Source organism: Nocardia sp. NPDC057227 (assembly GCF_042669725.1).
GTDB lineage: Bacteria > Actinomycetota > Actinomycetes > Mycobacteriales > Mycobacteriaceae > Nocardia > Nocardia asteroides_A.
Genome location: NZ_JBHUXA010000007.1, coordinates 76,302 through 88,625 on the forward strand (window position 1 = coordinate 76,302; position 12,324 = coordinate 88,625).

Annotated in this window: 12 protein-coding genes; all 12 read right to left on the reverse strand. The window is 70.4% G+C overall.

What is annotated here, in order from left to right; translation table 11 throughout:
- Positions 1-12 precede the first annotated feature (12 nt).
- Entirely contained in the window at positions 13-342 is a 330-nt protein-coding gene (locus ACFUJ1_RS12335) for a hypothetical protein (protein WP_233017267.1), read from the reverse strand.
- Positions 335-1,654 (reverse strand): SRPBCC family protein, encoded by a 1,320-nt coding sequence (locus tag ACFUJ1_RS12340; RefSeq protein WP_378645103.1) that lies wholly within the window; start codon positions 1,652-1,654, stop codon positions 335-337. Before ACFUJ1_RS12340 ends, ACFUJ1_RS12335 begins: the two co-directional genes overlap by 8 nt.
- 194 nt (positions 1,655-1,848) lie before the next feature.
- Complete coding sequence (locus ACFUJ1_RS12345) at positions 1,849-3,000, reverse strand: acyl-CoA dehydrogenase family protein (RefSeq protein ID WP_378645104.1); 1,152 nt, start codon at positions 2,998-3,000, stop codon at positions 1,849-1,851.
- 2 nt (positions 3,001-3,002) lie between these two features.
- Entirely contained in the window at positions 3,003-4,136 is a 1,134-nt protein-coding gene (locus ACFUJ1_RS12350) for a thiolase family protein (RefSeq protein WP_378645106.1), read from the reverse strand.
- A gap of 2 nt (positions 4,137-4,138) precedes the next feature.
- A complete protein-coding gene (locus ACFUJ1_RS12355) occupies positions 4,139-5,029 on the reverse strand; it encodes an enoyl-CoA hydratase/isomerase family protein (RefSeq protein WP_378645107.1) in 891 nt (296 codons plus the stop codon).
- Complete coding sequence (locus tag ACFUJ1_RS12360) at positions 5,026-6,249, reverse strand: CaiB/BaiF CoA transferase family protein (protein ID WP_378645109.1); 1,224 nt, start codon at positions 6,247-6,249, stop codon at positions 5,026-5,028. The genes ACFUJ1_RS12355 and ACFUJ1_RS12360 overlap by 4 nt, the downstream gene beginning before the upstream one ends.
- Positions 6,249-7,013: an SDR family NAD(P)-dependent oxidoreductase gene (locus ACFUJ1_RS12365; RefSeq protein WP_378645110.1), complete on the reverse strand. Its 765-nt coding sequence runs from the start codon at positions 7,011-7,013 to the stop codon at positions 6,249-6,251. The genes ACFUJ1_RS12360 and ACFUJ1_RS12365 overlap by 1 nt, the downstream gene beginning before the upstream one ends.
- A complete protein-coding gene (locus ACFUJ1_RS12370) occupies positions 7,013-8,179 on the reverse strand; it encodes an acyl-CoA dehydrogenase family protein (RefSeq protein ID WP_378645112.1) in 1,167 nt (388 codons plus the stop codon). The genes ACFUJ1_RS12365 and ACFUJ1_RS12370 overlap by 1 nt, the downstream gene beginning before the upstream one ends.
- 191 nt (positions 8,180-8,370) lie before the next feature.
- On the reverse strand, positions 8,371-8,754 hold the full coding sequence (locus tag ACFUJ1_RS12375; protein ID WP_378645113.1) for a hypothetical protein: 384 nt from the start codon (positions 8,752-8,754) through the stop codon (positions 8,371-8,373).
- On the reverse strand, positions 8,751-9,509 hold the full coding sequence (locus ACFUJ1_RS12380; protein ID WP_378645115.1) for an ABC transporter ATP-binding protein: 759 nt from the start codon (positions 9,507-9,509) through the stop codon (positions 8,751-8,753). The genes ACFUJ1_RS12375 and ACFUJ1_RS12380 overlap by 4 nt, the downstream gene beginning before the upstream one ends.
- On the reverse strand, positions 9,506-10,219 hold the full coding sequence (locus tag ACFUJ1_RS12385; protein ID WP_378612148.1) for an ABC transporter ATP-binding protein: 714 nt from the start codon (positions 10,217-10,219) through the stop codon (positions 9,506-9,508). The genes ACFUJ1_RS12380 and ACFUJ1_RS12385 overlap by 4 nt, the downstream gene beginning before the upstream one ends.
- The gene (locus ACFUJ1_RS12390) at positions 10,197-12,320 is read right to left on the reverse strand and encodes an ABC transporter permease (RefSeq protein ID WP_378645116.1); all 2,124 of its coding nucleotides are present in this window, start codon (positions 12,318-12,320) and stop codon (positions 10,197-10,199) included. The genes ACFUJ1_RS12385 and ACFUJ1_RS12390 overlap by 23 nt, the downstream gene beginning before the upstream one ends.
- Positions 12,321-12,324: the final 4 nt, after the last annotated feature.

A 12,324-nucleotide genomic window follows, 5' to 3' on the forward strand; every position in this document is an offset into this window, starting at 1 on the left:
GGCCGCAACCGCCTAGACCACCGGCTCCTTGACCAGCTGGATGTAGGCGGCGCCGCTGTCGAGCACCCGCGGCTGCTTCCAGACCTCGATCGGGAAGCTCACCATGACCACGGACTGCCCGAGGTGCACCAGCGCCTTGGCGTCGTCCGGCATCGAGGCGAGCGGGAAGCGCGCGTCGACGTAGACCATGATGTCCTCGAGCCGCGCCATGCCGGCGTCGTACAGCTCCTGCATCTCGTCCATGGTGGAGGCCAGCCGCTTGGCGTAGCGCTCCTCCTCGGTCGGCAGGCACCAGTCGCTGAACCGCTCCAGATCGGCGAATTCCTCGGGCAGCTTAGACATTGGCGCGATCCTTTCCGTTGGTGGCGGCGGCCGAGCCGTTCTGCCCGGCCTTGAAGCGGTCCACGTACTGGTGGGCGGTCATGTGCAGGTGGCGGAGCAGGATCTCCTGGTCGCAGAGCGGGAAGTCGGTGACGACCCGGGTGCCGATCTGCGTCTGCGTGGCCTCGAGGGTGTTCGCGTCCTGGAACGCGTACTCCTTGAAGGTCACCGCGGCGAGCTCCTGCGACAACCGCTCGCGCAGGTTCTTCGGCGGGACGAAGTACAGGTCCGCCTCGAAGATGTGCTTGTCCACCGCGGTCGGCCAGTAGTTGTAGGTGAGGTACCAGCCCGGCGCCCAGAAGAGCAGCGTGAAGTTGGGGAAGAACTCGAAGGAGTCGGTGCCCCAGGACTTGTGCCTGCCGGGGTTGATGGCCGGCGGCAGCTCGTCGGGCAGGATGCCGTCGATGTCCGGCCGGTCCCACGGCCCGAACAGCCCGCTGTGCAGGATCCGCTCGATCGGCTTGACCATGCCGAGGTCCTTCGGCGGCGACATGCCGCCCCAGGACGAGACCATGGAGTGGTCGCCCTTGATGTCGTAGGCGAGCGCCTCGAAGCCGAACTTGGCCAGCTTCTCCGCCTCCTCCCGCTCCGCCTGCTTCATGTGCAGGATCGGCGCGTGGTAGAACTCGGTGAAGGCGTCGATGAAGAGCTTCCAGTTGGCGTTGATCTCCGAGCGGTAGCTGTAGTGCTCGGTCATCTCGTGGTACGGGTAGCCCTTGAGCCCCTCGCCGAACTCGCCGAGGTAATCCGCCAGCGGCTCCGCGTTGTCGTCGAGGTTGATGAAGATGAACCCCTCCCAGACCTCGCAGCGCACCGGGACCAGGCCGTACTGGTTCTTGTCCAGGTCGAAGAACTCGCCCTCCTGCTGGACGAAGGTCAGATCACCCTTGAGGCTGTACCGCCAGGCGTGGTACTTGCAGGTGAACTGGCGGCAGACGCCGGACACCTCCTCGCCGGGGTAGTCGTTCCACACCAGCTTGTTGCCGCGGTGCCTGCACAGGTTGTAGAAGGCGCGCACCACATTCTCGGTGTCCTTGACGATGATCAGCGAGGTGCCCGGACCGGCCGAGGGGAGCTCGCGCGTGACGTAGCTGCCCTTCTTCGGCAGCAGCTCCACGCGGCCCATCTGCAGCCAGGTCTTCTTGAAGATGGCCTGCTGCTCGAGCAGCCAGTGCTCGGGGTCGACCGAGTCGTTGTAGTTGACGGGAGCCGTGCCGAGTTCGGGCCAGTTCTCGGTCCACGTACCCGCCTCGGGCTTCGGGAAGAAGGGCATTGTCGGTCTCCTCTAATACTGGCAGTGGCCGTCTCCGCTACGAGAATAGCATTCTCATATCTGAACAACAGACTTTCACCCCGCGGGCGAATCGTCAACTGCCACTGTTGCCGGGGTGCCGCGGGCACGCCGAAGGGCCGATCGGGTTCCCTCCGCTGAGGAGGGCCCGACCGGCTGTTTTCGCGCGCCGAGGGCTAGGAGAGCCCGAGGTCCCTCGCGACGATCATCTTCATCACTTCGCTGGTACCGGCGTAGATCCGGGCCACGCGGGCATCGGTGTAGAGCCGGGCGATCGGATACTCCATCATGTAGCCGTAGCCGCCGAAGAGCTGCAGGCAGCGGTCGACCACCCTGGCCTGCGTCTCGGTACAGAAGAGCTTCACCCGGGCGGCGTCGGCGCCGGAGAGCACGCCGTCCACCAGGTCGAGCACGGCCCGGTCGATCATGGTCTGCGCCGCCTCGACCTCGGCGCTCATGGCGGCCAGCTCGAACTTGGTGTTCTGGAACGAGGCGACCGGGGTGCCGAAGGCCTTGCGCTCCTTCGTGTAGTCGATGGTGGCGGCGATGGCGGCGCGGGCCTGGGCGACCGAGCCGACGGCGACGGTGAGCCGCTCCTGCGGCAGGTTGTGGCCGAGGTAGCCGAAGGCGGCGCCCTCCGCGCCGAGCCGGTTGCGGGCGGGCACCCGGACGTCGGTGAAGGAGAGCTCCATGGTGTCCTGCACCTTGCAGCCCATCTTCTCCAGCTCGCGGCCGCGCTCGAAGCCGGGCATGCCGTCCTCGACCACGAGCAGGGTGAGCCCGGCACGGCGGTTCTCCGGGTCCGTCGAGGTGCGCGCGACCACGATCACCAGGTCGGCGAGGAGCCCGCCGGTGATGAAGGTCTTGGCGCCGTTCAGCACGTACTCGTCGCCGTCCCTGACCGCGCTGGTGCGCATCCCGGCCAGGTCGGAGCCGGTACCCGGCTCGGTCATGGCGACGGCGGTGAGCAGGGTGCCGTTCGCCAGCCCGGGGAACCAGCGCGTGCGCTGCTCGTCGTTCGCGTACTCCAGGAAGTACGGCAGAATGACGTCCAGCTGGGTGCGGACCGTGCCGAGCGTGACCTGCGCCCGGTACGCCTCCTCCTGCAGGATCACGTTGTAGCGGTAGTCGCGCAGCCCCGCTCCCCCGTGCTCCTCGGGCAGCGCGATGCCGAGCATGCCGAGCTCGCCCATCTCGGCGAAGAGCTCGCGCGGCAGCTTGCCGTCCTTCTCCCAGCCGACGTAGTTCGGCACCACCTGCTTCTCCACGAAGGTCCGCACCAGCTCGCGGAAGGACTCGTGGTCGGGGGTGAAGAGATCGCGGCGCACGGTCAGCTCACCAGCTCGACGACGGTGGCGTTGGCGGTGCCGCCGCCCTCGCACATGGTCTGCAGGCCGTAGCGGATGCCGTTGTCGCGCATGTGGTGCAGCATCCGGGTCATCAGCACGGCGCCGGAGCCGCCGAGCGGGTGACCCAGCGCGATGGCGCCGCCGAGCGGGTTCACCAGCGCCGGGTCGGCGCCGGTTTCGGCGATCCAGGCCAGCGGGACCGGGGCGAACGCCTCGTTCACCTCGAACACGCCGATGTCGCCGATGCCGAGGCCGGTCTTGCGCAGCACCTTCTCGGTGGCCGGGATGGGGCCGGTGAGCATGAGCACCGGGTCCGAGCCCGCCACGGCACCCGCGTGGTAGCGGGCCAGCGGGGTCAGGCCCAGCTCGCGGGCTTTCTCCGGGGTGGTGAGCAGCAGGGCGGCGGCGCCGTCGGAGATCTGCGAGGAGTTGCCCGCGTGGATCACGCCGTCGTCGCGGAAGGCGGGTTTCAGCCCGGCCAGCTTCTCGACGGTGCTGCCGCGGCGGATGCCCTCGTCCGCGGTGATGCCGTCGACCGCGACGATCTGGTCGGCGAAGGCCCCCGCGTCCTGGGCGGCGGCGGCGCGCTCGTGCGACAGCACGGAGAACTCGTCCACCCGGGTGCGGTCGAAGCCCCACTTCTCGGCGATCAGCTCGGCGCCGATGCCCTGGTTGAACTCGAAGCCGTTGTAGCGGGCCAGGGCTCGCGGGCCGTACGGCGCGCCGCCCGCCTTGGCCGCGCCGAGCGGCACCCGGCTCATGGACTCGACGCCGCCCGCGACCACCACGTCCTGCTGGCCGGAGAGCACCGCCTGCGCGGCGAAGTCCAGTGCCTGCTGGGACGATCCGCAGGCGCGGTTCACCGTGGTGCCGGGAATGCTCTCCGGCCAGCCCGCGGCCAGCACCGCGTACCTGCCGATATTGCTCGACTGGTCGCCGACCTGGGAGACGCAGCCCCAGATCACGTCGTCCACCAGGGCCGGGTCCAGCCCGGTGCGCTCGGCGAGCGCGTTCAGCACGACGGCGGAGAGGTCGGCCGGGTGCACCCCGGACAGGCCGCCGTTGCGTTTGCCGACGGCGGTGCGGACCGCTCCGGCGATGACTACCTCGGGCATGTTCAGCTCCCGTTCTCGGGGCGGATCGGCGGGCGGTGGATGGTCCACCGGCCGGTGAATCGCGGCTCCCGTCGTTCGGCGAACGCGGCGAAGGCCTCCGGTGCGTCCGCCGTGGCGAAATTGAGGCCCTGGGCGCGGGCCTCGGCGCTGAGGGCCTGGCGCAGGGTGTTGTCGGCGCCCTCGTGCAGGAGGGCTTTGGTCTGGGCGAGTGCCACCGGGGGGCCCGCGGCCAGCCGGTGCGCGAGCTCGTCGGTGAAGGGGTCGATCTCGGCGTCGGGAACGACCCAGGTGACGAGGTTGAGGGCTTTCGCCTCGGCGGCGTCGATGGTTTCGGCGAGCATGGTGAGGCGTTTGGCCTGTTGCATGCCCGCCAGTTTGGGAAGGAGCCAGGAGCCGCCGAGGTCCATCGTCAGGCCGCGCTTGGTGAAGACCTGGGCGAAGGTCGCCGATTCGGCGGCGACTACGAGGTCGCAGCCGAGGGCCAGGTTCCAGCCCGCGCCGATGGCCGGGCCGGTGACCTTCGCGATGGTCGGGAGTGGCAGTTCGTTCAGGAGGAGTGCCACGTCCGTGAGGGCGCGCATGCGGTAGATGGGGTGGGCGTTGTCCGGGACCGAGATGTCGGCGCCGGAGCAGAACGCCTTGCCCGCGCCCTGAAGGACCAGAGCCCGCACCGTGCGGTCCTTGGCCACGGCTCGGAACGCGTCCGCCAGTTCGGCCCAGAGCTGGGCGTCTATGGCGTTTCTGCGGTGCGGGCGATTCAGGGTCAGGGTCCGGACGCCGTCGTGGTCTTCCGTCAGTAGAACGGTGCCGTCGGCCGCCACGGCGGCCTGGTTGTTCTTGCCCGATCCCTCGCCTTCCGGCCCGGGTTCGGGCAGGGGATCCGGGGTGCTCATGGGATGGCCTCGGCCCTGGACTCGCCGCCGATCACGGCCGTCGACCGGAGGGTCGCGATCTCCCCCGCGTCGTAACCGAACTCGGCGAGCACCGTGTCGGTATGTTCGCCGAGGCCGGGGACCGGGTTCATCGGCGGGTCGAAGCCGGAGAGGATCGCGGGGGGCAGCAGGGAGGGGATCGGGCCCGCGGGGGTATCGATCTCGCGCCAGCGGTCGCGCTCGACCAGCTGGGGGTGGTTCAGGACCTCGCTGGGGCGGTTGTACTGCGAGTTGCCGATTCCGGCCGCGTCGGCGATGCGCTGGATGTCGGCGAGGTCGTGCCGGGCGCACCAGGCGGCGATGGCTTCGTCGAGTTCGGCGCGGTGCCGGGTGCGGCCGGGGTTCGTGCGGAAACGGTCGTCGGCGGCGAGGTCGGGGCGGTCGATGACAGCGGTGGCGAGGCGCTGCCATTCGCGGTCGTTGGTGGTGCCGAGGACGACGGTGCGGCCGTCGCGGGTCGGGTACGCGCCGTACGGCGCCACCGCGGGGGAGCTCATCCCCAGCGGCAGCTGGTCGATGCCGGAGTGCCTGGCGTAGGTCAGGTGGTACCCCATCATCTCGGCCATCGTGTCGAACAGGCTCACCGCGATACTCGCGCCGCCGGATGCCGTGCCACCACGGGCACGGTCCCGCTCGTACAGCGCGGCGAGGATGGAGAGTGCGGCATACAGACCCGTGGTCACGTCGGCCATGGGCGGCCCGGGCTTGGCGGGCGCGTCGGCGGTGCCGGTCACCGCGCACACCCCGGACTCCGCCTGCACGAGCAGGTCGTAGGCCCGCTTGTGCGAGAGCGGCCCACCGGCCCCGAACCCGTCGATCTCCACCGAGATCAGCTCCGGGTACTTCTCGGCCAGCTCGGCCGCGGACAGCCCGAGCCGCCCGACCGCACCCGGCGCCAGATTCGACACCAGCACGTCGGCCTCGGCGAGCAGCCGGTGCAGAACGGCGACGCCCGCCTCGGATTTGAGATCCAGCGCCACCGACTCCTTCCCCCGGTTCACCCAGACGAAGTGCGCCGCCTGCCCGAGCACGACGTCGTCGTAGTGCCTGGCGAAATCCCCGCCCGCCGGGTTCTCCACCTTGATCACCCGCGCCCCGAAGTCGGCCAGCGTGCGGGTGCACATGGGCGCCGAGACCGCCTGCTCCAGCGCGACGACGGTGACGCCCGCGAGCGGCCCCATCAGATCACCGTGCCGCCGTCCACCGGCAGCACCTGCCCGGTGATGAACGACGCCGCGTCCGAGGCGAGGAAGACGAACGCCCCCGCGACCTCCTCCGGCTCGGCCCAGCGGCGCAGCAGGATCCGGTCCAGCATCGCGGGCGCGAAGCGGTCGTCGGTGCGGATGGTCGCGGTCATCGGGGTGGCCGCCAGCGGGGCCAGCGCGTTCACCAGGATCTGCTTGCGCGCGAACTCCTTCGCCAGCGACTTGGTGATCCCGATGATGGCCGCCTTGGCCGCCGAGTAGTTCACCTGCCCCAGCGTGCCGACGAGCCCGGCCGCCGAGGTGACGTTGATGACCCGCCCGGTGCCGTCGGTGGCCAGGAAGGGCAGCGCCCCCTGGGTGACGTTCACCGTGCCGAGCGCGTGGATCTCGAAGAGCTGCCGCACCGACTCCGCGGTGGTGTCCTTGAACATCGCGGGCGCGGTGACGCCCGCGTTGTTCACCACGATGTTCAGCGTGCCGCCGGTGAGCGCGGCGGCGCGCTCCCCCGCCTCGCCCGCGGCGTCGCGATCGGTCACGTTCAGCGCGAAACCCACCGCGGTTCCGCCGTTTCCAGTAATCTTCTCGGCAACCGCAGTAGCCGCGGCACCGTCCAGATCGGTTACAAGCACCGCCGCGCCCGCGGCGGCGAGCGCCTCGGCCACCGCCGAGCCGATGCCGCCGGCCGCGCCGGTCACCAGGGCCGAACGGCCGGTGAGGTCGAACAGGTTGCGCTGCGCCATCAGTAGCTCCTCGGCAGTCCCAGGCCGTGCGTGCCCAGGTAGTTCAAGATCATTTCTTGGCTCACGGGGGCGATCCGCATGACGCGCGCCTCCCGGAAGTAGCGGGAGACGTGGTACTCCTCCGAGTACCCCATGCCGCCGTGGGTCTGCAGCGCGCGGTCGGCCGCGGTGAAGCCGGCGTCCGCGCACAGGTATTTGGCCGTGTTCGCCTCGCGGCCACAGGGTTTGCCGTTGTCGTAGCGCCAGGTGGCCTTGCGCAGCATGAGCTCGGCGGCGTCCAGGTGCGCCAGCGAGTCCGCGAGCGGGAACTGAATGCCCTGGTTCTGCCCGATCGGCCGGTCGAAGACCACCCGCTCCTTGGCGTAGCGCGCGGCGCGGTCCAGCGAGACGCGGCCCAGCCCGAGCGCCTCGGCGGCGATCAGCATCCGCTCCGGGTTCAGCCCGTCGAGCAGGTACTTGAAGCCCTGTCCCTCCTCGCCGACCCGGTCCTCGACCGGAACCCGCAGGTCGTCGATGAAGACCTCGTTGGAGCTCACCGCGTTGCGGCCCATCTTGGCGATCGGCCGGATGTCGACGTGATCGCGGTTCAGGTCGGTGAGGAACAGCGTCATGCCGTCGGTCTTCTTGGTCACCTCGCTGTACGGCGTGGTGCGGGTGAGCAGCAGGATCTTCTCCGACTCCAGCGCCTTGGAGATCCATACCTTGCGGCCGTTGATCACGTAGTGGTCGCCGTCGCGCTTGGCGAACGTGGTGATCCGCGGCGTGTCCAGCCCGGCCCCCGGTTCGGTGACGCCGAAGCACACGTGCAGGTCGCCCGCGGCGACCCGGGGCAGGGTGCGCTGCTTGAGCTCCTCGGAGCCGTGCACGACCACCGGGTGCATGCCGAAGATCGACATGTGGATCGAGCTGGCGGCGTTCATGCCGCCGCCGGAGCGGGAGACCTCCTCGGCCAGCAGCGTCGCCTCGGTGATGCCGAGACCGTGCCCGCCGTACTCCTCCGGGATGGTGATGCCGAGCCAGCCGCCGCGCGCGATGGTCTCGTAGAACTCCGTCGGGAATTCGTGCGCCCGGTCCTTCTCCATCCAGTAGTTGTCGTCGAATTTGCGGCACAGCTCGGCCACCGACGACCGGATCAATTCCTGATCCTCGGACAGTTCGAAGTTCATACCTTCGGACACTGTGCACCTCCACTTCTCGTCATGCGGTCGCGAGCACGCCGGTGCGGGAGGCCGATCCAACCTCCCGCACCGGCGGCTTCGACCGGCGATCGTCCATCCGGCGCGCTACCCCTGTGCCTCCCCAGTCGAGGCGGGCGCGCGCGGACGAGCGCGGGTCGCCCTGGTGCCGTGGCACCGGGTCAGTGCGACGCCGAGTTCACCGGCGTCGGCGCCGCGTCGTCGAGGCGCGTCTCCCCCGCCACCCGGTGCCCGAGCGCGTCCAGGTCGTAGGACTGCCTGGCGAGCCAGAAGCGGAGGAAGTTGGTGATCGAATAGCGCAGGAACAGCGCGGAACCCACGATGGTCCCGGCGACGCCGCCGAGCGCGAGGGTGATGGCGTCGCGCTGCGCCAGCGGGTCGGTGGTGCCGTGCGCGAGGAAGTACGAGATCACCGCGACGGCGAGGCCGAGCCCCATGAGCACGACGCCGGTGCGCAGCCAGAGACCGGAGCGGCCCGCGGCCGGGTCGGGGATCTTGAGTTCCTGCAGTTCGCGGACGAAACGGTCCGCGCGGGTTTCGGTCATGGGGTGTGACTTCCTAGGTAGAGGGCGGCCAATTCGTTGCGGATTCCGTCTTCCGGGTGGCCCTGACGCACCACCCGGCCGCGCACGAGCACGGCGGCGTGGTCGGCGATGTCGAGCACGGCGGCGGCGAACTGCTCGACCACGAGCACCGCGACGCCCTGCCGCGCGATCTCGGCGACCTCCTCGTACAGCCGGCCGACCACCAGCGGCGCCAGCCCCATGGAGAGCTCGTCGAGCAGCAGCACCGCCGGGTCGGTGACCAGCCCGCGGGCCAGCGCCAGCATCTGCTGCTCGCCGCCGGACATGGTGCCCGCCAGCTGGTTCGCCCGTTCGCCGAGGATCGGGAAGCGGCTGAACGCGATCTCCTCGACCTCCGCGCGGGGGCGCCCGGTGAAGGTCATCATGAGCAGGTTGTCGCGCACGGTGAGGTTCGGGAAGACGCCGCGCCCCTCCGGGATCAGGCAGACGCCTGCCCTGGCCAGGTCGCGCGGGTTGGCGCCGGTGACGTCGCGGCCGCCGAGCAGCAGTCTGCCAGCGGACGCCGGGTGCGTGCCGGAGATGACGCTGAGCGCGGTGGTCTTGCCCGCGCCGTTCGGCCCGAGCAGCGCCACCACCTGTCCGGCCCGCACCTCGAGGTCGACGCCGTGCAGCACGGTGATGGCGTCGTAGGCGGCCTTGACGCCGTCCAGCGCGAGCAGCGGCGCCGGTCCGGAGCCGTTCGCCGACACGGCCTCCGCCGTGAATCCGGTGGTCATACTTCCCCCAGGTACGCGGCGAGCACGGAGGCGTCGGAGCGGACGACCGAGGGCGGGCCGGAGGCGATGATCTTGCCGAGATCCAGCACGTAGAGCTCGTCGCAGACGTTCATGACCAGCCCCATGTCGTGCTCGACCAGCAGCACCGCGGTGCCGTCGTCGGCGAGCGAGCGGAGCAGCCCGGCGAAGCGGTCGGTCTCGGTGTGGTCCTGGCCCGCGGCGGGCTCGTCCAGCAGGATCAGGTGCGGCCTGGCCGCGATGGCCCGCCCGACCTCGACCAGCCGGGCGGTGCCGGTGGGCAGCTCGTCGGCCGAGTGGTCGGCGACGTGGTGCAGCGCGAGCCGCTCGATGATCTCGGTGACCACCTGGGCCGCCTTGCGCTTGGCCGGGCCCAGCTCCGCGGCGACCAGCAGGTTGTCCCGCACGCTCAGCCTGCCGAAGAGTTCCAGCCGCTGGAAGGTACGGGCCAGCCCGTGCCTGGCGCGGCGCGCGGGACCGAGCTTGGTGACGTCCTTGCCGCCGATCGCGACGGTGCCGGTGGTCGGGTTGCGCAGGCCGCAGATCACGTCGAACAACGTGCTCTTGCCCGCGCCGTTCGGGCCGATCAGCCCGGTGACGGCGCCACGCTCGGCACGCAGCCCGGCGCCGTCCAGCGCCCGGTTGCCACCGAACACCACGGTCACGTCGTCAACTTCCAGTAGTGACGGCACGGTCGAGCACCTCCTCGTCCTCGGTCTTGAACGGCCGTTTCACGCCCCACCACTCGACCGGAACCACCGCCGGATCCGGGGCGGGCCTGGTGCGCGAGCTGTGCCAGACCCGGGCGGCGATCAACGCGAGCACGACGCCACCGGTGAACTCCCAGCCGTCGATGGTCTCCAGCAGCCGCAGCCCCCAGAGCCCGAGGATCACGGCGATGAGCACCGGGGCGACCAGCCGGTCGCGCAGCATCGGGAACCACTCGCGGCGCATCGGGGTGATCGCGCCCTCCTTGAGCACGCCGCCGCCGAACAGGATGCCGCCGAGCGAGGGCAGCACCTGCGAGAGGTTGAGCAGCCCCGGCCAGAGCACCGGGATGACGTTCAGCGGCCCGGCGAAGACCAGGCCGGTGAAGAGCCCGGCGCCCACCGCGCCCAGCCCGGCGATGGTGACGATCAGGAAGATCGGCAACCCGGCGACCAGGTTGAACTGCTCCGGCGCCACCGCGCTGACCTGCATGCCGTAGAGCGCGCCGCCGAGCCCGGCGATGGCCGCGCTCAGCGCGAAGACCAGTACCCGCGCCACCAGCAGGTTGCCGCCGAGCGTGGCGTAGGCGGCCTCGCTGTCGCGCAGCGCGATCAGCCTGCGGCCGAACTTGCTGCGCCGCAGCAGCGCGATCCCGATGCCGACGATTGCCAGGCAGACCGCGGCGAAGACCGTGATCCCCGCGGTGGTCTCGACCTTCAGCCCGAACAGGTCGGGGCCGACGATCGAGACCGAGCCCTGGTCGAACAGCGAGATCTTCACCCCGAGCAGCTCGAACGAGGGCAGCGTGAAGATCCAGCGGTCCAGGATCACCGCGAAGGCGGCGGTCGCCAGCGCCATGTAGACGCCGGAGAGCCGCAGCGCCGGGATCGCGATCACCGCCCCGACCACCGCGGTGATGCCCATGGCGGCGAAGAGCGCCCACCACTGGCCGTCCGGCCCGAGGTGCCCGTAGGCCACCGCGCCGATCCCGGCCAGGCTGAGCTGGCAGAGCGAGATCTGCCCGGCGAAGCCGAGCAGCGGCACGTAGGAGAGCGCGATCATGCCCCAGGCGAACATCGCCCCGTAGGTGATCATGTCCGGCTCGCTGAGCATGCTCGCGAGCATCAGCCCGAGCACGACCACCGCGGCCGCGAAGGCGGCCGAGCCGCCGAGGGTCGGCAGCGGCACCGCGCCGAGCTTGCGGTCCCGCCCGCGAAGCCTGCCGTGCGGGAAGACGAGCAGCGCCAGGAAGAGCAGCAGCGCGGGCGCCGCCAGCCGGAGGCCGGGCAGGTACTCGTTCTGCGGCAGGTAGCCGGTCAGGTAGCTCTCCAGCAGGCCGACGACGACCGCGCCGAGGAACACCATCGGCAGGTTGCGCAGCCTGCCGAAGATCGCGGCGGTGTAGGCGGAGACGATGAGCAGCGAGAGCTGCGCGGCGTCGAGGGTGACCGTCGGCGCGATCAGGATGCCGCCGATGGCGGCCAGCTCGATGCCGAGGATCCAGGCGATCCGATTGGCCTTGCGCGGGTCGGCGCCGGTCAGCCCGACCAGCGCGCGGTCGTCCACGGTGGCCCGCATCTCCGCACCGGTCCTGGTGCGGGTCAGCAGCACGCGCAGCCCGACCGCCACCGCGATCGCGACGATCATGGTGAGCGCCTGGTGCCAGGTGAGCGTCACCACGCCGAGGTCGATCGACGGCTGGTCCGCGAAGAACCGCGGCAGCGAGCGGGATTCGTTCGGATTCCAGACCCAGCGGGCCAGCACGATGAGCCCGCTGAGCAGCGCGATCGTCATCACCAGCTTCTCGGCGTCGCCGAGCCCCTGGGTCGGCGCCAGCGCTTTACCGAAGAGCAGCCCGAAACCGGGGGCGAAGACCAGCAGCACGGCGGCGAGGGCCAGCGGAACCGGCCAGCCCCAGCCCACCGAGAGCTGCCAGTACACGAACGCCGAGACCATGCCCGCCGCGCCGTGCGCGAAGTTGAACACGCCGGTCGTGGTGTAGGTGAGCACCAGTCCGCTGCCGATGATGGCGTAGATCGCCGCGGTGCTGAGACCGACGATCCCGAAGGCGAGGAACTGTTCCATCAGC